We start from the raw sequence: 19,693 nt of genomic DNA on the forward strand, positions 1-19,693 counted from the left end.
GGCACCGATTTCCTTTAGCCTTGCGAGATATCCCCATGACTCATCGTATTGTCATCGTTGGCGGCGGCGCCGGCGGTCTGGAGTTGGCTACCCGTCTGGGTAAGACTCTGGGCAAGCGCGGTACGGCCAGTGTGATGCTGGTCGACGCGAACCTGACCCACATCTGGAAACCGCTGCTGCACGAAGTGGCCGCCGGCTCCCTGAACTCTTCCGAAGACGAACTCAACTATGTCGCCCAGGCCAAATGGAACCACTTCGAGTTCCAGCTGGGGCGCATGAGTGGCCTGGATCGCGAGCGCAAGAGAATCCAACTGGCCGCCACCTATGACGAGGCCGGCGTCGAATTGTTGCCGGCCCGGGAACTGGGCTACGACACCCTGGTGATTGCCGTCGGCAGCACCACCAACGACTTCGGCACCGAAGGCGCGGCGCAGCATTGCCTGTTCCTCGACACCCGCAAGCAAGCCGAGCGCTTCCATCAGCAGCTGCTTCACCACTATCTGCGTGCCCACGCCGGGCAGACCGATGTCGTTGAGCGCATCAGCGTCGCTATCGTCGGCGCCGGTGCGACCGGGGTCGAACTGGCGGCCGAGCTGCATAATGCCGCCCATGAACTGCACGCCTACGGCCTGGACCGCATCAAGCCGGAAAACATGCACATCACCTTGATCGAGGCGGGCCCACGCGTCTTGCCAGCACTGCCGGAGCGTATCGGCGGACCGGTGCACAAGACTTTGGAAAAACTCGGGGTCAATGTCATGACCAACGCCGCCGTCAGCCAGGTGACCGCCGACAGCCTGATTACGGCAGATGGCAAAGTGATCGACGCGAGCCTGAAAGTCTGGGCCGCCGGGATTCGCGCACCAGACTTCCTCAAGGACATCGACGGGCTGGAAACCAACCGAATCAACCAATTGCAAGTGTTGCCTACCCTGCAAACCACCCGCGACGAGAACATCTTTGCCTTCGGTGACTGCGCCGCCTGCCCGCAACCGGGCAGCGAGCGTAATGTTCCACCGCGTGCCCAAGCGGCGCACCAGCAGGCCTCGTTGTTGGCCAAATCGGTGAAGCTGCGAATCGAAGGCAAGGCCCTGCCCGAATACAAATACACCGACTACGGCTCACTGATCTCGCTGTCGCGTTTTTCGGCGGTGGGCAACCTGATGGGCAACCTGACCGGCAGCGTGATGCTCGAAGGCTGGCTGGCGCGGATGTTCTACGTCTCGCTGTACCGCATGCACCAGATGGCGCTGTACGGCATGTTCCGCACGGCGATGCTGATGCTGGGCAGCAAGATCGGGCGTGGGACTGAGCCTCGGCTGAAGTTGCACTGAGGAAACCGGGCCTGCCAGTGATTGCGGTGAACCAGCGGCATTGATGCCGAATGATCCACCGCTATCGCGAGCAAGCTCGCTCCCACAGAATGACCGCGATCAACTGTGGGAGCGAGCTTGCTCGCGATGAGGGCAGCATAGCCAGTACTTAACCCTCAGTCACACCTGAAACCGCTGCACCATCGTGCGCAACGAATTCGCCAGTTGCGACAACTCATGGCTGGACGCGCTGGTCTGGTTCGCACCGGTGGCCGAGCGCACGGACAAATCCCGAATGTTCACCAAGTTGCGATCCACCTCACGGGCCACCTGGGCCTGCTCTTCGGCGGCGCTGGCGATCACCAGGTTGCGTTCGTGAATCTCGTTGACCGACGCCGTGATGGTCTGTAGCGCCTCCCCTGCCCGCTCCGCCATCGCCAGGGTGCTGGCGGCGCGACTGGAGCTGGCCTGCATGGAGTCCAGCGCCTGGGTGGCGCCGCTGCGCATGCCCTGGACCATCTGCTCGATTTCCTGGGTCGATTGCTGCGTGCGATATGCCAGCGCCCGCACCTCATCGGCCACCACCGCAAACCCGCGACCGCTTTCCCCAGCCCGGGCCGCCTCGATGGCCGCGTTGAGGGCCAGCAGGTTGGTCTGCTCGGCGATGGCCCGAATCACATCCAATACCTTGCCGATATCCTGCGACTGGTTGGCCAGGGACTGCACCAGACCACCAGTCACCTGTACATCGCTGGCCAGGGCGCCAATGGCATCGACCGTGTCACTGACCCGCTGCTGCCCGATAGACGCCGACTCACTGGACTGACGCGTGGCATCGGAGGTGGAAACCGCATTGCGCGCAACTTCCTCCACGGCAGTGGTCATCTCAGTGACAGCAGTGGCGGCCTGTTCGATTTCGTTGTTTTGCTGTTGCAAGCTATGGGTGCTATCGACGGTGACTGCGTTCAACTCATCGGCAGCGGTCGCCAGCTGCGCAGCCGAGCCACTAATGCCCTGCAAGGTTTCACGCAGGTTCTGCTGCATGGTCGCCAGCGCCTTGAGCAAGCGGCTCACTTCATCGCTGCCATGGGTCTCGATCGCACGGGTCAGGTCACCTTTGGCCACGCTCTCTGCGGCACCCAGCGCCTCGCCCAAGGGCTTGACGATGCTACGGGTGAGCAGCATGGCCAGGGCAACCGTAGCCAGGGCGGCGAGCACCACGAACAGGCTGACGATCATCCGGGAATTGACGTAATGCTCCTGGGATTTCTGGCTCTCGATGGAGACTTGCTTGGAGAACAGCTCCGCCAAGTCGTTGAGCTGTTTGCCGGAACCATCCACCACGGTCTTCATGTCCACCAGCAGCAGCTTGATCAGCTCGTCCCGGCGCCCTTGTTCTGCGAGGGTGAAGGATTGGGCGATGCCCGTACGGTAAGCGGCGAAGGTCTGCTTGAACTGGTCATAAAGCGCCTTGCCTTCAGGCGTGACGACCAGCTTTTCGTAACTGGCGATTTTTTCGCTCAGCTCCTTGTCGCGAGTGTCCATTTGCCCACGGTATACCGGGATGTTCTTCGGATCCTGATCCAGGGCCATGCGCAAGGAAATCGTGCGGATGCGCAACATCCACTCGCGGATCTCATCACCACCGCGAATGCTCGGCAGCCACTGGGTTTCCACCGCCACTTCGCTGTCGCGGATACTCGACATCTGCCCCAGCGCAAACACCCCGAGCAACGCCACCAGCACGGCGATCAAGGCAAAACCCAGCGCCGCGCGCGGGGCGATATTCAGCTGACGAAGAAACATAACGAGGTGCCTTTTTTATTGTTGGCCTGAGGTGGGGCTAGGCCCCTGTTGGCGGGTTATCGGCAACTTGTACGATGACTTAACACCATTTGCTTTTTCGCAGGCAAAAAAAATCCCCGTATCTTTCGATACGAGGATTTTCAATATGGTCGGGGTAAGGGGATTCGAACTCCTGACATCCTGCTCCCAAAGCAGGCGCGCTACCGGACTGCGCTATACCCCGGTAAAAAAAAGGCGACCTTCGCAAGTCGCCTTCTCGATCAGCGCTTTTGGCCTCTGATCTTAAGATTCGATTCCAGCGAACTGGTTTCAAAAATGGTGGGTCGTGTGGGATTCGAACCTACGACCAATTGGTTAAAAGCCAACTGCTCTACCAACTGAGCTAACGACCCAAAAATGGTCGGGGTAAGGGGATTCGAACTCCTGACATCCTGCTCCCAAAGCAGGCGCGCTACCGGACTGCGCTATACCCCGATTGAAATGGCTCCGTGACCAGGACTCGAACCTGGGACCCAATGATTAACAGTCATTTGCTCTACCGACTGAGCTATCACGGAACTGATATTTCAAGTTACAACGTTGAAGCTAGCTTCAACCTCTTCTACCCTTACGCATCGCTGCGTTCGTGTGTCTGAGGCGCGCTATTCTACAATCTTAAAAACCTCTGTCAACCCCTTAAATTGCTTTCAAGACAATGATTTGCAACTTGTTTCGGGTTGCTTCCCAAAGAGAAGTGACCCTAGGGGGTGACGTACTGCGGGGCGCACTTTACAAGCCTTTTCCTTTGAGTTCAACGGCCTGATGAAAAAAATGGCCTCGCAGTGCGAGGCCATTCCAATCACCCGATACGCGGGCTTTCAGTTGAAGACGATTTCGTCGTTCTCCACAGTGCCCGTCACGGTTTCGCCTGGCATGAAGCGACCGGACAGAATCAACTGCGCCAGCGGGTTTTCGATCCAGCGCTGGATCGCCCGCTTCAGCGGCCGTGCGCCATAGACCGGGTCGTAACCCACTGCGATCAACTTGTCCAAGGCTTCGTCGCTCAACTGCAGCTTCAGCTCGCGCTCGGTGAGGCGGCTGCGCAGACGACCCAGCTGGATCTCGGTAATGCCGGCAATCTGATCACGGGCCAGCGGCTCGAAGATCACCACTTCATCCACCCGGTTGATGAACTCAGGCCGGAAGTGGGTGGAAATCGCGTCCATCACCGCAGCGCGTTGCGCCTCGCGATCACCGACCAGTTCCTGGATCTGCGTCGAGCCCAGGTTGGAGGTCATCACGATCACCGTGTTGCGGAAGTCCACCGTACGCCCATGGCTGTCGGTCAGGCGACCATCCTCCAACACCTGCAGCAGAATGTTGAACACATCCGGGTGGGCCTTCTCGACCTCATCGAGCAGGATTACCGAGTACGGTTTGCGCCGCACAGCCTCGGTCAAGTAGCCGCCTTCTTCATAACCGACATAACCCGGTGGTGCACCGATCAACCGTGCCACGGAATGCTTCTCCATGAACTCGGACATGTCGATACGCACCATGGCCTCTTCGGTGTCGAAGAGAAACTCGGCCAAGGCCTTGCACAGCTCGGTTTTACCGACACCGGTCGGGCCAAGGAACATGAACGAACCACTCGGCCGGTTAGGATCCGACAGCCCGGCACGCGAGCGGCGCACGGCGTTGGACACCGCCACCACCGCTTCTTCCTGGCCAATCACACGCTGGTGCAGCAGGCTTTCCATTTTCAGCAGCTTGTCACGCTCGCCTTCGAGCATTTTCGACACCGGAATGCCGGTCCACTTGGAGACCACTTCGGCAATTTCTTCCTCGGTGACCTTGCTGCGCAGCAACTGGTTTTCGCTCTTGCCGTGCTGGTCGACCATTTGCAGGCTGCGCTCCAGGTCCGGGATCACCCCGTACTGCAGCTCGGCCATGCGGTTGAGGTCGCCTTTGCGGCGGGCCGCTTCCAGTTCCTGGCGGGACTGTTCGATCTTTTGCTGGATCTGCGCCGAACCCTGGACTTCGGCTTTCTCCGAGTTCCAGATTTCCTCGAGGTCGGAATACTCGCGCTCATGGCGAACGATCTCTTCCTGCAACCTTTCCAGGCGTTTCTTCGCCGCTTCGTCGCTTTCTTTCTTCAGGGCCTGGGACTCGACCTTGAGTTGAATCAGGCGCCGCTCCAACCGATCGAGTACCTCCGGCTTGGAGTCGATCTCCATGCGGATGCGACTGGCCGCTTCGTCGATCAGGTCGATGGCCTTGTCCGGCAACTGGCGGTCGGTGATGTAGCGATGGCTGAGCTTGGCCGCCGCGATGATCGCGCCATCGGTGATCGCCACCTTGTGGTGAACTTCGTAGCGTTCTTTAAGGCCGCGCAGGATCGCGATGGTGTCTTCTTCGCTCGGTTCTTCCACCAGCACTTTCTGGAAGCGCCGCTCCAGCGCCGCGTCCTTCTCTATATATTGGCGGTACTCATTGAGCGTGGTCGCGCCGACGCAGTGCAACTCGCCACGGGCCAGCGCGGGCTTGAGCATGTTACCGGCGTCCATCGAGCCTTCGCCCTTGCCCGCACCGACCATGGTGTGCAATTCGTCGATGAACAGGATGATCTGCCCTTCCTGCTTGGACAATTCATTGAGCAGGGCCTTGAGCCGCTCTTCGAACTCGCCACGGTACTTGGCGCCAGCGATCAACGACCCCATGTCCAGGGACAGCAGGCGCTTACCCTTGAGGCCGTCCGGCACTTCGCCGTTGATGATGCGTTGGGCCAGGCCTTCGGCGATGGCGGTTTTACCCACGCCAGGCTCACCGATCAGCACCGGGTTGTTCTTGGTACGGCGTTGCAGCACTTGGATCGTGCGGCGAATCTCGTCATCGCGGCCAATCACCGGGTCGAGCTTGCCCTCTTCGGCACGCTTGGTCAGATCGACGGTGTATTTGTCCAGCGCCTGGCGGGATTCCTCGTGATTGGCGTCGTTTACCGCTTCGCCGCCACGCAGGTTGTTGATGGCGTTTTCCAGGGCTTTCTTGCTCACGCCTTGGCCAAGCAGCAATTTGCCGAGCTTACTGTTCTCGTCCATGGCGGCGAGCAGCACCAGCTCGCTGGAAATGAACTGATCCCCCTTCTGCTGGGCCAGACGGTCGGCCTGGTTGAGCAGCCGCGCCAGATCCTGGGACATGTTCACGTCCCCGGTCGGATTCTGGATCTTGGGCAGTTGGTCGAGTTCTTTGGCCAACTCTTTACGCAGGCTGCTCACGTCGAAGCCCACCTGCATCAGCAGTGGCTTGATGGAGCCGCCCTGCTGCTCGAGCATGGCCTGCATCAAATGCGCCGGTTCAATACCGGGATGGTCCAGACCGACAGCCAATGACTGGGCATCGGACAGGGCCAACTGTAATTTGCTGGTTAAACGATCAATACGCATGGGTCACCTTCCTAATGAGCAGGCCGGACCTTGGACACATCCTGAATGAAGAAACCTGCCAGATACCGTTATAGATGTGGTCGATTCTGGAAGATTCAAGCCGGGCGCCCTTGATACAGATCAGAGAAGTCTAGCGATCAATCCAGATCAGGGAGGCGAAGCGACCGGTGCGCGGATTGCGGCGGTAGGAAAAGAAGCGCGGATCCGTCACGGTACAAAGACCGCCACCGTACACGGCCGTGACACCGCGTGCCGCCAGCCGCAGACGGGCCAGCGCATAGATGTCAGCCAGGAACTTGCCAACGTTGTGGCTCGGTACAAAGGCTTGTGCCGCCTGAGGCAGTTGCGCAATGAAAGCTTCGCGCACCTCAGGCCCGACCTCGAAGGCTTGCGGACCAATGGCCGGACCGAGCCAGGCAAGGACTTCACCCACAGGCACTTCAAGGTTGTCGAGAGTGGCCTCCAGCACGCCGTTGGCCAGCCCCCGCCAACCGGCATGGGCCGCCGCGACGCGGGTGCCGGCACGGTTGCAGAACAGCACGGGCAGGCAGTCCGCCGTCATCGCTGTGCAGGCGATACCCGGCGTGGTGGTCCAACTGGCATCGGCGGTGGCCACCTGGGTCGGGTCGGCTTCGACCACGGCAACCCCATGGACCTGCTGCAACCAGGCCGGACGCATGGCGAATCGATCGGTGAGGCGGCGACGGTTTTCGGCGACGGCCTCAGGGGCGTCACCTACATGATCGCCCAGGTTCAGGCTGTCGAACGGCGCCAGGCTGACGCCGCCCGCACGGGTGGTAACACAGGCCTTTACCCAGGCCGGCGCGGGCCAGTCGGGTATCAGCCAGTCACTCATCCGATGAACGCCTCGCGGTCCTGCTTGAGCAGCGTCAGCAGCCAGACAAAGTCATCCGGCAACGGCGACTCCCAGCTCATGCGCTTACCGGTGGTCGGATGGTCCAGCTCCAGGAAACGCGCGTGCAGCGCCTGGCGCGGGAAATTCTTCAGCGATTCGACCATGGTCTGGCTGGCAGCCGGCGGAATGCGGAAGCGACCGCCGTAGGCCGGGTCACCCACCAACGGGAAGTTGATGTGGGCCATGTGCACACGGATCTGGTGGGTACGGCCGGTTTCCAGCTTGACCCGCACGTGAGTGTGGGAGCGGAAGCGTTCGAGCACGCGGTAATGGCTGACCGCCTGCTTGCCACCCTCCATCACCGCCATGCGCTGGCGCTGCTGGCCGTGTCGACCGATGGGGGCGTTGATCTTGCCACCGGCGGTGACCACGCCGATCACGATGCACTCATAGATACGGCTGACGCTGCGGCTTTGCAACTGAGTGACCAGTTGTGTCTGCGCCTGGATGGTCTTGGCCACCACCATCAGACCGGTGGTGTCCTTGTCCAGGCGGTGGACGATGCCGGCACGCGGCACGTTGATGATGTCCGGGACGTGGTGCAACAAGGCGTTGAGCAGGGTGCCGTCGGCATGACCGGCGGCCGGGTGCACCACCAGGCCCGCTGGCTTGTTGATCACCAGGATGTCATCGTCTTCGTAGACGATGTCCAGGGCAATGTCCTGGGCGACCCATTCTCCCTGGGCCTCCTGTTCGGCAGTCAGCTCGAGAATGGCGCCGCCGTGGACGATGTCGCGCGGGCGGATCACCGCCCCATCCACAGTCAGGCGGCCGTCCTTGATCCAGGCGGAAAGGCGCGAGCGAGAGTGCTCGGCGAAGAGTTGTGCGGCGACTTGATCGAGGCGTTGGCCGCCCAATTCGGACGGCACCTCTGCGCGAAGTTCTATTTTATCGGACATGCTCGGACTGGGCGTCGGCACAGCCTTTGGTTTCGGCTGCGCGCTTGTGGTTAAATACGGCGTCTTTTGCCCCGAGGCTTTTCAACGGGGCGCTCATCATAACAGGACGGCCCCGCCCAAGACAGCGGCCGTCATAGGGACGCAAGCCGCCATGCAAGTGAAACACCTGCTGCTGATCGCCATCCTCGCATTGACTGCTGCTTGCTCGTCGAAGGAAGTCGTAGACGAAAACCTGAGCGAAGTCGAGCTGTACCAACAGGCGCAGAACGACCTGGACAACAACAGCTATACCAGCGCCACGGCCAAGCTCAAGGCCCTGGAGTCGCGGTATCCGTTCGGTCGCTACGCCGATCAGGCCCAACTGGAGCTGATCTACGCCAACTACAAGAACGCCGAGCCGGAAGCTGCAAAATCCGCCGCCGAGCGTTTCATTCGCCTGCACCCGCAGCACCCGAACGTCGATTACGCCTATTACCTCAAGGGCTTGACCTCCTTCGACCAGGACGTTGGCCTGCTGGCGCGTTTCCTGCCGCTGGACATGACCAAGCGTGACCCAGGCGCCGCGCGCGACTCCTACAATGAGTTCGCCCAGCTGACCAGCCGCTTCCCCAACAGCCGCTACTCGCCGGACGCCAAGCAGCGCATGATCTACCTGCGCAACCTGCTGGCTTCCTACGAAATCCACGTGGCCGACTACTACCTGACTCGTCAGGCCTACGTCGCCGCCGCCAACCGTGGTCGCTACGTGGTGGAAAACTTCCAGGAAACCCCATCGGTGGGCGACGGCCTGGCCGTGATGACCGAAGCGTACCAGCGCCTGCACCTGGACGAGCTGGCGGCCACCAGCCTGGAAACCCTCAAGCTGAACTACCCTGATCACCCTTCCCTGGTTGATGGCCAGTTCACCCCACGGGTCGACGAAGCCGACAACCGTTCGTGGTTGAGCAAGGCGACCCTGGGCCTGATCGAATCCCGCCCACCCCTGCCGCCGGGCGAAACCCGCGCCAACCAGGACGTGCAGCGTCAGTTCCAGGATGCCAAGGAAGCCATTCCGAACGAGCTCAAGCCCAAGGACGAAAATGGCGACGTGATCGAAGAAGAAGAGCCTGAGAAAGAGTCCGGCGACCGCTCCTGGTTCAGCCACCTGACCTTCGGCCTGTTCGACTGAGGCCAAGCCATCAGCAAAAAGGGAGACCCAGCGGTCTCCCTTTTTTGTGCCTGGCTTTTATTGCGCTGTGCGCCGTTCCAGTCCTTGGCTAAACTGCCTGATCACTCGCCAAAAAGCCGCCCATCATGCTTCGTCTATTGATTCTGTTCGCCGTCGTTGCCTCCGCCATATGGATCTTTCGCGGGATGAAAAACAACGGTCGCACCTCACGTCCTACCCAGGAACAAGACGCACCGCCCATGGTCCGTTGCGCCCATTGCGGCGTACACCTGCCACGTGACCGGGCCCTGGCTCTCGAACAACAGTGGTACTGCAGCCAGGCTCATCTCGAGCAAGGCCCGGGCAGTCGTGATCGCTGAGGCCTCGAGCCCCCGCGTCAAACAGGCGCAGCGCCTGCTGCGCCTCTATCACCTGTATCGCCTGAGCATCGGCATCACCCTGGTGCTGTTGATCTCCAGCAAACTGGACAATCGCCTGCTGGAGTTCGCCAACGACGACCTGCTGCGCAGCGGTAGCTGGTTGTACCTGGTGCTGAACATCCTGCTGGTGGTGTTCCTTGAGAACACTCGCCGCCCTGCCCGACTGTTCGGCCTGGCACTCACCGACGTACTACTGCTTTCGTGGCTGTTCTTCGCCGCAGGCGGTGTGCCCAGTGCCATCGGCAACCTGCTCATCGTCTCGGTAGCCATCGGCAATACGCTATTGCGAGGCCGGGTCGGCCTGTTGATCGCCGCTGTCGCCACGATCGGTATCGTCGGGTCGACGTTCTTCCTCGGCCTGAGCGACTCAAACCGTCCCAGCAGCTATCTGCAAGCTGGCACCCTGGGAGCACTGTGTTTTGCCGCCGCCCTGCTGGTACAAGGCCTGACCCGGCGACTGGAAGCCAGTGAAACCCTGGCCGAGCAACGGGCCAGCGAAGTGATCGGCCTCGAAGCGCTCAATGCACTGATCCTGCAACGCATGCGCACCGGCATCCTGGTCCTCGACCGCGAGCGGCGCGTGCAATTGGCCAACGAAAGCGCTTTGAACCTGCTAGACATGCATGACCTGGTCGGCCAGCGGATCGATGACTATTGCACCGCCCTGGTCGAACGCCTGCAATTGTGGTTGAACAACCCCAGCCTGCGCCCACCCAGCCTGACCGTGGCTGGCACAGGCCTGACCCTGCAACCGAGCTTCATCGCCCTGGGGCATCACGATCAGCAGCAGATCCTGGTATTCCTTGAAGACCTGGCCCAGGTTGCCCAGCAGGCCCAGCAACTGAAACTCGCCTCCCTCGGGCGCCTCACCGCGGGCATCGCCCATGAAATCCGCAACCCCTTGGGGGCGATCAGCCATGCAGCGCAATTGCTGCGCGAATCCGAGGAACTGAACGACGCGGATCGACGTCTGACGCAGATTATTCAAGATCACTCCCAACGAATGAATCGCGTCATTGAAAACGTCTTGCAACTGTCCCGCCGCCAGCAGACCACGCCGCAACGCCTGGACCTACGGGCCTGGCTCGAGCAGTTTGTCCGTCAGGCCCGCGAAAACGCTGCCGAGCACCAGCAGTTGCACTTGAGCATCGACCCAGGCGACTACACCACGCTGATGGACCCCGACCAACTCACCCAAGTGCTCGACAACCTGCTGCGCAACGCCTGGCGCCACAGTGCAATGGCCCATGAACAGGCCGAGGCCTGGCTGAAACTGTTTATCGATCCCCACAGCCAGCTGTCCACCCTGGACATCATCGATAACGGTCCTGGTGTGACGCCAGAGCAACAGGCGCATCTGTTCGAACCCTTCTTTACCACCAGCAGCCAGGGAACCGGCCTTGGGCTCTATCTGTCCCGTGAGCTGTGCGAAAGCAACCAGGCCCGCCTAGACTTCAAACCACGCCAAGGCGGCGGCTGCTTTCGCATCACTTTTGCTCACGGACGGAAACAGATTTGAATATTCGCTCACGGCAACGAATCCTGATCGTCGATGACGAACCGGACATCCGCGAACTCCTGGACATTACCCTGGGCCGGATGAAACTCGACACCCGCAGCGCCAAGAACCTTGCCGAGGCCCAAGCCCTGCTGACGGACGAAGCCTTCGACCTGTGCCTGACCGACATGCGCCTGCCCGATGGCACCGGCCTGGAACTGGTGCAACATATCCAGCAACGTTACCCCCAACTCCCCGTGGCGATGATCACCGCCTATGGCAGCCTGGAAACCGCCATCGACGCCCTCAAGGCCGGGGCCTTCGACTTCCTGACCAAACCGGTCGACCTGGGCCGGCTGCGAGAACTGGTCACCAGCGCCTTGCGCCTACCGCCGGTCGCCACGCCGGTCGCCACCATCGAGCGCTGCCTGCTGGGCGACTCTCCACCGATGCGCAGCGTGCGCAAACAGATCGAAAAGCTCGCCCGCAGCCAGGCACCGGTGTACATCAGCGGCGAGTCAGGCTGCGGCAAGGAACTGGTCGCCCGGCTGATCCACGAACAAGGCCCCCGCTCCAGCCAGGGGTTTGTGCCAGTCAACTGCGGGGCAATTCCCAGCGAGCTGATGGAAAGCGAGTTTTTCGGCCATCGAAAAGGCAGCTTCAGCGGCGCCATCGAAGACAAACCCGGGCTGTTCCAGGCCGCCCACGGCGGAACGCTGTTCCTCGATGAAGTGGCCGATCTGCCCCTGGCGATGCAAGTCAAACTGTTGCGAGCGATCCAGGAAAAGGCCGTACGCGCCGTGGGCGGCCAGCAGGAAGAAGTGGTGGATGTACGCATCCTCTGCGCCACCCACAAGGACCTGGACGGCGAAGTGGCCGCCGGGCGCTTTCGCCAGGACCTGTACTATCGGCTGAACGTCATCGAACTGCGGGTCCCGCCGTTGCGTGAGCGCCGTGAAGATATCGAGCCGCTGGCCAACCACATGCTCCAGCGCCTGGCAGCCAACACCGGCAGCCCACCGGCCAGGTTGCATCCCCAAGCGTTGGACGCCCTCAGGAATTACCGCTTCCCGGGCAACGTGCGCGAACTGGAAAACATGCTCGAACGTGCCTACACCCTTTGCGAACAGCAACAGATCGAAGCCGTCGACCTGCGCCTGGCCGAGGGCAGTAGTGCTAGCGAGGCGGGCAATCCCGATTTGATGCAGGTCGACAACCTGGAGGATTACCTGGAAGACGTCGAACGCAAGCTCATCCTCCAGGCCCTGGAGGAAACTCGCTGGAACCGCACGGCGGCGGCGCAGCGGTTGAAGTTGTCGTTTCGGTCGATGCGGTATCGGTTGAAGAAGTTGGGGTTGGATTGAGCCACGGCGTTGAAGCCACGCTAACCCCTGTGACGAGGGGGCTAGCTCCCTTGCCACAGGTTCTGTGTTTGCCTTGGCAACTCTTCTAGCCTTGCGCCACCGGCACCTGTTTATCCAGTACTCGATTGGCCAACAACTCGCTCAGCTCAATCAACTGCTGTACCCCCAAGGCAACATGTCGCCGCGAGCCTTCGAGCTCGAAGGCCAGGTCGCTGACCGTTGCGTTGGCGGAGGCCAGGGTTTCGCTGAGGTTGGTGAGGAGGCATTCGGTGTCGATGCTGTCCACGACAGTGAATAGCTGGTTTGAGGCGGGTTTCTTTTTGGCTTCAGGCTTTGGGCCGAGGTAATAGTCGAGGGCGCGTTTGGCGGCTTCATCGAGTTCTTTCGAGTTAAGGCCGGTGTCATAAGAAGCGTTATTGGTTTCTGAAGGTGATGAAGGTTTGTCACACATTGCGGTACTCCAAAGGGGGAATGGATTACCAAGTTTTCGGGCCGCGACGCCCGGTCGCTGAATTGGCAGCGACAGGAGAAGGTTAGCCAGAGCCCTTCCCACCCGGCAACCGCCGGAACTCGTCGGAAAATTCGGTTTGAATCAGGAATCTTGTCCGACCATTCCCACAAAGCCTGGTCAGCTGTAAGGGCGGTGTGTATATCCGTTTCTTCGATAACGGCTGCTGGCGGTTCCGCCCTTACAGCGGCTCACTTTTGAAAAGCGCAAAAGTAAGCAAAACGCTTTATGCCCCACCACTCGGTGCCTCGCCTAGGCTCGGCATGCCCTCACTCCGGCATTGCTCCGTGGGCCCGCCGCGAAGGGCCATCCATGGCCCAGCGCGGCTATCCCGGCATCCATGCCGGGATGCCCACTGCGCAATGCCTGCGTTCGGCCAGCGTGGTTAACGGGGCGCCAAAATCTACGTCCACCGCGAGGCGGCCTTATAGCCGACCTGACTCTTGGTGAGACCGCGTTTCTCCTGTGGGAGCCAGCCTGCTCGCGAAGAGGCTGGAGCATTCAACATATTCATCGACTGTACTGTCACCTTCGCGAACAGCCCCACAATTGGTTCGGGGGCACAGCTGGAGAAACAGGTCGGCTATAACGCCGCCTTCGCGAGCAAGCTCGCTCCCACACTGGGTCGGTGACAATCTACAGATTTTCGGCCACTGCAAATCCCTGTGGGAGTAAAACTTGCTCGCGATGGCGGTGGACCAGCTTGCATCAGCCTTGGATGTACCGCCGTCTTCGCGAGCAAGCTTTGCTCCCACAGATTTGACGGGTGTACGACCAGGAGAACCAGGTCGGCTACTAGGCCGCCTCGCGGTGGACGTTGATCTCGGCGCCCCGTTAACCACGATGGCCGAACGAAGGTATTGCGCAGTGGGCACCTCGGCATGGATGCCGAGGTAGCCGCGCTGGGCCATGGATGGCCCTTCGCGGCGGCCCACGGAGCAATGCCTTCGTTCGGGCATGCCGAGCCTAGGCGAGGCACCGAGTGGTGGGGCAGAAGCGCTTTGCTTACTTTCGCGCTCTTCGAAAGTGAGTCGCTGTAAAAGCGAAACCATAAGTGGCCGTTACCGCAGGAATGGATATGTACTCGGTCAACAAATCCCGGCCGGCTGTAAGGCCGCCATCGCGAGCAAGCTCGCTCCCACAGTTTGATCGGAGTACGACCGGGAGAGACAGGTCGGCTTTAAGGCCGCCTCGTCACCAAAACTCCCGAGCCAAAGCCGAGCCCTACAAGCGCCCCGCCGGCGCATAAGGCGCAGGATCAATCACCGGCTCAAGCCCCAACATCAAATCCGTAAACAACCGACACGACGCCGGCGCCAACACCAACCCATTGCGATAATGCCCACAGTTCAACCACAACCCCGCAAACCCCGGCACCTCGCCGATATAAGGAATGCCTTCAGGCGATCCAGGCCGCAGCCCAGCCCAGTGCCCGACCACCTCAGCATCGGCCAGCTCCGGAATGAGTGCCACCGCCGAAGCCTTCAGGCTCTCCAGCGCAGCATCGGTCGGAGTCTTGTCGAACCCCTCACGCTCCAGCGTACTGCCAACCAGAATGTGCCCATCACGACGCGGAATCGCATAACGCCCTTTGGCCAAAACCATGCTCGACAGAAAATCCGACGCGCACTTGTACAAAATCATCTGGCCCTTGACCGGTTCGACCGGCAACTTCAAGCCCAATGTCTTGAGCAACTCGCCGCTCCAGGCACCGGCGGCCAGTACCACCTCATCGCCACGAATTTCACCGGCCGAACTGTGCACACCCACCACTCGCCCGCCATCACGGATGAACCCACTGACTTCGCATTGCTCATGAAGTGTGACATTGGGTAGCGCCTGCAACGCTGCCTTGAGAGATTTGACCAGTCGGGGATTACGCACATTGGCCACGTCAGCCATGTAGATCGCCCGGGAAAAATCCGCGCCCAGCACCGGCACCGCATCGTGGACAGCCGAGATTTCCACAGCCCGCAGCGGACGCCCTTCCCGCTCGGCCCAGGCCAGCGCTTCTTCCTGGTCGTCCAGATCCAGCCAATACAACCCGGTGACATGCACTTGCGGATCGACCCCTGTCGCCGCGAACAAACGCTCGCCCAGTTGTGGATAAAAATCCTGCGACCAATGGGCCAACGCTGTGACCGCCGGGCTATAGCGCCACGGATACAGAGGAGACACGATACCGCCGCCAGCCCAGGACGATTCCTGGCCGACACTGGAACGGTCCAGCAGCACCACACGCTGCCCTTCGGACGCCAGATTGAACGCAGTCAGCAGGCCAATGACTCCGCCGCCGACAATCACCACTTGCTGTTGCCTGGTCATGTTCTGATTCGACTCATAAGACAAAGGGCGCAAGGGTGCGCCCGAACAAAGAAACTCAGCGACCCCAGCAATCCTTGGCGGTCAGCCCGGCGGCGGCGTTGATCATGCCCCGTACGCCAGTATTGTTGATGGTGAAATCACCGCACTTGTCCGTGGCCATGGACGAACCGCTCTTGCGCACGGCGGTCAGCGTGAAGCTCTGGTCCGCCAGTGTCTGGGTAATGGTATAGAAATCGTTGCCGCCGCTCAGGCCGGTCGCGTTGGTGTAGACGTTATTCTTCGAGTAATAACGCTCGAGAATCTGCGCCTGCTGCGACAGCAACCCAGCGATTTCAGTACGCCGCCCCTTCTTCATGTATTCGGTCAGGCTCGGATAGCCGACGGTGATCACGATACCGATGATCGCAATCACGATCATGATTTCGATCAAGGTGAAACCCCGGTTGGATCTGCGCATGCCTTACCTCTCACTGTATTTGTCGCCACATGATGCGACGGCTGCCGCCCACGGATTTTTCCAGCAGCTCGGTGATGTTGCCGCTGGAGTCATTGACGATCATGTTGGTGGCCCCGCTGGCGCTAACCACGGCGCTCAAGGTCGGGATACCGCCCGTGAAGACCACCCCGCTGGAAATCGTATCGGAGCTGTTGATCGTGCCGTCACCGTTGGTATCGAGCACCGCATAATTGAGCATCTTACCGTTGAACGCATCCAACTCGATCAGTTTGCCGGTACCGAAGCTGGCGCAAGGGTCGGTGGTGTCGACGGCGGCCGTGGTAAAGACCACGCGCCCGCTCACCAGATTGGCCGGGTTGATCACCCGCTCTCCGGTCAGCACGTTGTTGTACACCAAGGGCAGGTACCAGCCCTTTTTCGAAGGATAAGCCACGTCGTTCTGGCTGGTGGTCACGAACTGCCCCGTACTGCCTGAGAACACCCCCGTGATCGACTGGGCCTGCAGGTTCGACACGGTGATTTGCCCGGCACCGCCGGTGGCGTCCCATATCGAGTAGAACCCTTGCAGGTCCTTGTTGAGTTTATCCGCCGTTTCGTTGAACTTGCCGGTGCCGAAAAACACCTGGGTACCGCCCTGCGGGTTGTCGGCCAGCAGCGGTTGAACGGTGATCGGCTGAGTCGCGCCACCGGGCGCAGTGAACAATGGCTGGCCGGAAAACGCCACGCCCCATGTGGTCGGGGAAGTACCACTGAGGTCGAACTTCCACATCCGCCCTTTCAAGTCGCCACCGTAAGCCGCCTGCACCACGTTCTGGGAGTTGACCCGCAACTTGACCGACGACAGGCCATTATCGGTTTCGCTGCCGTTGATCACGATTTTCCTGATCAGCGAGCCATCGCGGATATCCACCACGTACAACGCCGCGACACCGCTGTTGCTGCCGTAGCCATTGGAGATGAACGCAGCCCAGCGCCCGTCCGCCAGGCGGGCGACTTCGGGGCGGGCGTAGGCGTAGCCCAGGTCATTGAAGGCGTTGGCGGTGTTGGCCACGGTCGGTGCACTGATCTCCCACAACGCTCGCAATACATTACCCGCCGTCGCATCGAACAACTGGACCGCATAGAACGTCTTGCCCCCGGCACCGGTACCGCCCAGCGCCACTGTCTTCCAGGCACTCCCCGATTGCGTATCGAATACGCCGACCTGCCCATCCACCAGAAACTTGTGGCTTACACCGTTGACGTAGTTGGTGTCGGCAATGTCCTGCAACAATGACAACACGCTCGACGGCATATAGGCGTAACGCCGGGTACCGTTGGCACTGTTGATGACGCTGAAAAAACCGTCGTTGGCGTTCACCACCAGGCTGGTATTCATGTTCGTCGCCTTGGTCGTCAGGTACGAGCTGTAGCTGGTGTCGTTGAGCAAATCCGCAGCGGTCTGCTCATTGGGCGAAGCCAGCACCAGCGGTGAGTTGATAATGTCCCCCAGCAATACACTGCGAACCTTCAAGCCGGTCTTATTGACGCCCTTGCTCCACTCCACCAGGTCGTTGCCGGTGATCCCCGTGGGCAGGTTCTGGCTGAGGCTGGTTTGCTGGGCCGGCGAGAAGTTAGCGTAGGCCAGGGTGACAGGCACATTGGTCGCAGTATTCCACGACTGATAAATCGGCGCCGTGGCACCGGGCACGATGGCGGTGTCGGTGGTCCATTGCACCGCGGCTCTGTCGACCGTGCCTGCCGCGGTGAAACCGAACGCCCGGATGGTGCCGCGCCAGTCCTTGGGGTCATAGGTGGTCTGATAATAACTGGAGGTGCTGGACACCGTGGCGGCGTTGGTGGTGCCAGCACCTCCGGACCCGGCCTTGGAGGTGATGTCGCTCAGGGCTGATGACAGGGCATCGTTCAAACCCTCGCTGTCGGTCGCCTGGTAATACTTGCCTGCCCCGTAGCGGGCGGCGTCGGACAGCATCTGATTGGTGGCGGTAAAACCCACAGTGTAGGTATTGAGGTACTGCCGGGGAAAATCCGTCGCGTTCCAACTCTGGCCGGTGGCGTCGGTGCCAGTGGAGCGCATGTCGATGTCGAAGGCGAACTTGGCAATGTCGTCCAGATACAGCGTGTCGCCCTCGCTGTCACCACTGGGGTTGTCGCCATCGTTGGTGCTGATGCCATCCCAGTTGGGCAGCCGGGCGCCGCCCGTTGGGGTACCCTGCGGGTCGTTGGTGGGGAACGTCCGGTCATAGGTGGGCAGCCCGTCGGTGATCACCACGCCGAAATTTTTCTGGCAACGGTACTGGATCGGGCTGGTGTAGGTGCTCGGTGTGCTGTTGTAGTACGGCGCCATGCCCCTGAAATAGCGGGTGACTTCGTAATAACTCTCGGCAAGCGGTGTGTTCGCGACGGCACCCAGGGCGTTGATGGCGTTGATCAGGGCGCTGTAGTTGGTGTTGGCCTGGGTCTGGGTCACGCTGCCGCTGACCGGCGAAAGGTCGCTGATGGCCCGAGCGATGTAGCCTCCTGGCCCGGAATTGCTGCTGTTGGGCGGGTTGAACGTGGCGAGGCCGATACGCAAGGCACGATTGCTGGTAACCAGGTCGTTGGACACATCCCGCGCCACGTTGATTCGATAATCGTTGGGAATCGTGCCGGTGGTGAAATCCCGGCTCGAGCCGTTGGCCAGGGTCACCAGATACGCCAGGTATTTACCGGTGTAACGGGTATTGCCGCCTCCCACAGGATCTGGCAACCGAAGGCAGACCCGCCCAATGCTGGGTCGATAGAAACCGTACCAGCCAGACGAGCAGCCGCCACGCAACAGGCCCACCAACAGGATGTTCGAATCTTCCAGGTCCAGCTCATACCTGTCGTTACAGTTGTTACTGGCGCTGCAGGCATAAGTGCGCACTTGCGTCACAGCCGGATCAAACCCCGCCGCCCAGATGATGTTATTCATACTCCCCGAATCATCGATCAGCAGCATCACGTTCGGCGTAACCGCAGCCGCACTCAACAGCGGCGAATCCGAGGGCGTGAACGCATACGCCGGGGCCGCCAGGTAAAGGCTCAGCAGCGCGCCCCACAGCGCCTGCGTCCAATTGCGGCGTACCTTAGTACTTCGCATAAATGCTCTCCACCACGCTGCGCTGGTTATTCCCCACCACAGCCACCGCCGTGATCCTGTACAGCGTCGCCGAGGTATTGCTCGGCACATTGACCGCCGCCATCGTGGTGCCGATGTTCTGCACGCCATAAAACCCACCAGCGGCGGCAACCCAGGTCACCCCCGAGGATGAATAGCGTCCTGCCGTCGTAACGGTCGCTGATTCAGGCGGCGGCGCGCATTGAGCCGTGCTATTGCAGACTGGCAAGGAGTAAGCCTCGACCTGCACCGCACTCTCACCCACCCTCAACGCCGCTTCGGCGATCTGAAAAGACTGGTTACGCAGCATGACGCTGCTGGTCATCTTTTCCTGGAGCGTGGCGCTCTGCATCGACGACAGGCCAATCAGGGTCAGGAGCAGCAGGAAAACCAGGCTGACTAGCAAGGCCATGCCGCGCTGGCGGTGTGCAATGGCGTTCGGATTCATCGGTCGCC

14 protein-coding genes and 4 tRNA genes are annotated in these 19,693 nt (G+C 60.7%); 5 read left to right on the forward strand and 13 right to left on the reverse strand.

The features are described 5' to 3' along the window. The first annotated feature begins 35 nt into the window (after window positions 1-35). A complete protein-coding gene (locus SGN16_RS25000; protein WP_210640998.1) occupies window positions 36-1,334 on the forward strand; it encodes an NAD(P)/FAD-dependent oxidoreductase in 1,299 nt (432 codons plus the stop codon). Between the two features lie 159 nt (window positions 1,335-1,493). On the opposite strand, the gene SGN16_RS25005 is transcribed toward SGN16_RS25000, so the two are convergent. The 8 genes from SGN16_RS25005 to rluD all read right to left on the reverse strand — a co-directional run bounded on the left by SGN16_RS25005 (window position 1,494) and on the right by rluD (window position 8,356). Beyond that, complete coding sequence (locus tag SGN16_RS25005; protein ID WP_210641000.1) at window positions 1,494-3,119, reverse strand: methyl-accepting chemotaxis protein; 1,626 nt, start codon at window positions 3,117-3,119, stop codon at window positions 1,494-1,496. Window positions 3,120-3,265: 146 nt separating this feature from the next. Further along, a tRNA-Pro gene (locus SGN16_RS25010) sits at window positions 3,266-3,342 on the reverse strand. A gap of 93 nt (window positions 3,343-3,435) precedes the next feature. Beyond that, window positions 3,436-3,511: transfer RNA gene (locus SGN16_RS25015), tRNA-Lys, on the reverse strand. Between the two features lie 5 nt (window positions 3,512-3,516). Next, window positions 3,517-3,593 (reverse strand) — tRNA-Pro (locus SGN16_RS25020). 7 nt (window positions 3,594-3,600) lie between these two features. Continuing rightward, window positions 3,601-3,676, reverse strand: a tRNA-Asn gene (locus SGN16_RS25025). 300 nt (window positions 3,677-3,976) lie between these two features. Continuing rightward, window positions 3,977-6,541, reverse strand: coding sequence for an ATP-dependent chaperone ClpB (clpB, locus tag SGN16_RS25030; protein ID WP_210641001.1), 2,565 nt, complete (start codon window positions 6,539-6,541; stop codon window positions 3,977-3,979). 130 nt (window positions 6,542-6,671) lie between these two features. After that, a complete protein-coding gene (pgeF, locus tag SGN16_RS25035) occupies window positions 6,672-7,397 on the reverse strand; it encodes a peptidoglycan editing factor PgeF (RefSeq protein WP_335945962.1) in 726 nt (241 codons plus the stop codon). Beyond that, window positions 7,394-8,356: a 23S rRNA pseudouridine(1911/1915/1917) synthase RluD gene (gene rluD, locus SGN16_RS25040; RefSeq protein ID WP_003205696.1), complete on the reverse strand. Its 963-nt coding sequence runs from the start codon at window positions 8,354-8,356 to the stop codon at window positions 7,394-7,396. The genes pgeF and rluD overlap by 4 nt, the downstream gene beginning before the upstream one ends. A 151-nt stretch (window positions 8,357-8,507) precedes the next feature. Here rluD and SGN16_RS25045 point away from each other — a divergent pair, with 151 nt between their 5' ends. From SGN16_RS25045 to SGN16_RS25060, 4 genes are all read left to right on the forward strand, one after another. After that, window positions 8,508-9,524: an outer membrane protein assembly factor BamD gene (locus tag SGN16_RS25045; protein ID WP_210641005.1), complete on the forward strand. Its 1,017-nt coding sequence runs from the start codon at window positions 8,508-8,510 to the stop codon at window positions 9,522-9,524. Between the two features lie 125 nt (window positions 9,525-9,649). After that, a complete protein-coding gene (locus SGN16_RS25050; protein WP_135847227.1) occupies window positions 9,650-9,883 on the forward strand; it encodes a PP0621 family protein in 234 nt (77 codons plus the stop codon). Further along, window positions 9,873-11,462: an ATP-binding protein gene (locus SGN16_RS25055; protein WP_335945963.1), complete on the forward strand. Its 1,590-nt coding sequence runs from the start codon at window positions 9,873-9,875 to the stop codon at window positions 11,460-11,462. The genes SGN16_RS25050 and SGN16_RS25055 overlap by 11 nt, the downstream gene beginning before the upstream one ends. After that, window positions 11,459-12,805, forward strand: a complete 1,347-nt coding sequence (locus tag SGN16_RS25060; RefSeq protein WP_335945964.1) for a sigma-54 dependent transcriptional regulator — start codon at window positions 11,459-11,461, stop codon at window positions 12,803-12,805. Before SGN16_RS25055 ends, SGN16_RS25060 begins: the two co-directional genes overlap by 4 nt. A gap of 85 nt (window positions 12,806-12,890) precedes the next feature. Here the strand turns inward: SGN16_RS25060 and SGN16_RS25065 are convergent, their stop codons facing one another. The 5 genes from SGN16_RS25065 to SGN16_RS25085 form a co-directional block, all read right to left on the reverse strand. After that, window positions 12,891-13,256 carry a DUF6124 family protein gene (locus SGN16_RS25065; RefSeq protein ID WP_210641011.1) on the reverse strand — a complete coding sequence of 122 codons (366 nt, stop codon included), beginning with the start codon at window positions 13,254-13,256 and terminating at the stop codon, window positions 12,891-12,893. A 1,281-nt stretch (window positions 13,257-14,537) separates the two neighbouring features. Beyond that, window positions 14,538-15,638, reverse strand: coding sequence for a glycine oxidase ThiO (gene thiO, locus SGN16_RS25070; RefSeq protein WP_335945965.1), 1,101 nt, complete (start codon window positions 15,636-15,638; stop codon window positions 14,538-14,540). A 55-nt stretch (window positions 15,639-15,693) separates the two neighbouring features. Further along, window positions 15,694-16,095 (reverse strand): type IV pilin protein, encoded by a 402-nt coding sequence (locus SGN16_RS25075; protein ID WP_210641014.1) that lies wholly within the window; start codon window positions 16,093-16,095, stop codon window positions 15,694-15,696. 10 nt (window positions 16,096-16,105) lie between these two features. Beyond that, window positions 16,106-19,219 carry a PilC/PilY family type IV pilus protein gene (locus SGN16_RS25080; RefSeq protein ID WP_335945966.1) on the reverse strand — a complete coding sequence of 1,038 codons (3,114 nt, stop codon included), beginning with the start codon at window positions 19,217-19,219 and terminating at the stop codon, window positions 16,106-16,108. Next, on the reverse strand, window positions 19,206-19,685 hold the full coding sequence (locus tag SGN16_RS25085) for a PilX N-terminal domain-containing pilus assembly protein (RefSeq protein WP_335945967.1): 480 nt from the start codon (window positions 19,683-19,685) through the stop codon (window positions 19,206-19,208). Before SGN16_RS25085 ends, SGN16_RS25080 begins: the two co-directional genes overlap by 14 nt. Window positions 19,686-19,693: the final 8 nt, after the last annotated feature.

The sequence above is a fragment of the Pseudomonas sp. G166 genome (assembly GCF_037027455.2).
Lineage (GTDB): Bacteria > Pseudomonadota > Gammaproteobacteria > Pseudomonadales > Pseudomonadaceae > Aquipseudomonas.

What these genes read in the sequence shown, in the direction of transcription:
- SGN16_RS25000 (WP_210640998.1), top strand. Translation starts at nt 36, where the DNA reads ATGACTCATCGTATTGTCATCGTTGGCGGCGGCGCCGGCGGTCTGGAG.
- SGN16_RS25005 (WP_210641000.1), bottom strand. Translation starts at nt 3,119, where the DNA reads ATGTTTCTTCGTCAGCTGAATATCGCCCCGCGCGCGGCGCTGGGTTTT.
- clpB (WP_210641001.1), bottom strand. Translation starts at nt 6,541, where the DNA reads ATGCGTATTGATCGTTTAACCAGCAAATTACAGTTGGCCCTGTCCGAT.
- pgeF (WP_335945962.1), bottom strand. Translation starts at nt 7,397, where the DNA reads ATGAGTGACTGGCTGATACCCGACTGGCCCGCGCCGGCCTGGGTAAAG.
- rluD (WP_003205696.1), bottom strand. Translation starts at nt 8,356, where the DNA reads ATGTCCGATAAAATAGAACTTCGCGCAGAGGTGCCGTCCGAATTGGGC.
- SGN16_RS25045 (WP_210641005.1), top strand. Translation starts at nt 8,508, where the DNA reads ATGCAAGTGAAACACCTGCTGCTGATCGCCATCCTCGCATTGACTGCT.
- SGN16_RS25050 (WP_135847227.1), top strand. Translation starts at nt 9,650, where the DNA reads ATGCTTCGTCTATTGATTCTGTTCGCCGTCGTTGCCTCCGCCATATGG.
- SGN16_RS25065 (WP_210641011.1), bottom strand. Translation starts at nt 13,256, where the DNA reads ATGTGTGACAAACCTTCATCACCTTCAGAAACCAATAACGCTTCTTAT.
- thiO (WP_335945965.1), bottom strand. Translation starts at nt 15,638, where the DNA reads ATGACCAGGCAACAGCAAGTGGTGATTGTCGGCGGCGGAGTCATTGGC.
- SGN16_RS25075 (WP_210641014.1), bottom strand. Translation starts at nt 16,095, where the DNA reads ATGCGCAGATCCAACCGGGGTTTCACCTTGATCGAAATCATGATCGTG.
- SGN16_RS25080 (WP_335945966.1), bottom strand. Translation starts at nt 19,219, where the DNA reads ATGCGAAGTACTAAGGTACGCCGCAATTGGACGCAGGCGCTGTGGGGC.
- SGN16_RS25085 (WP_335945967.1), bottom strand. Translation starts at nt 19,685, where the DNA reads ATGAATCCGAACGCCATTGCACACCGCCAGCGCGGCATGGCCTTGCTA.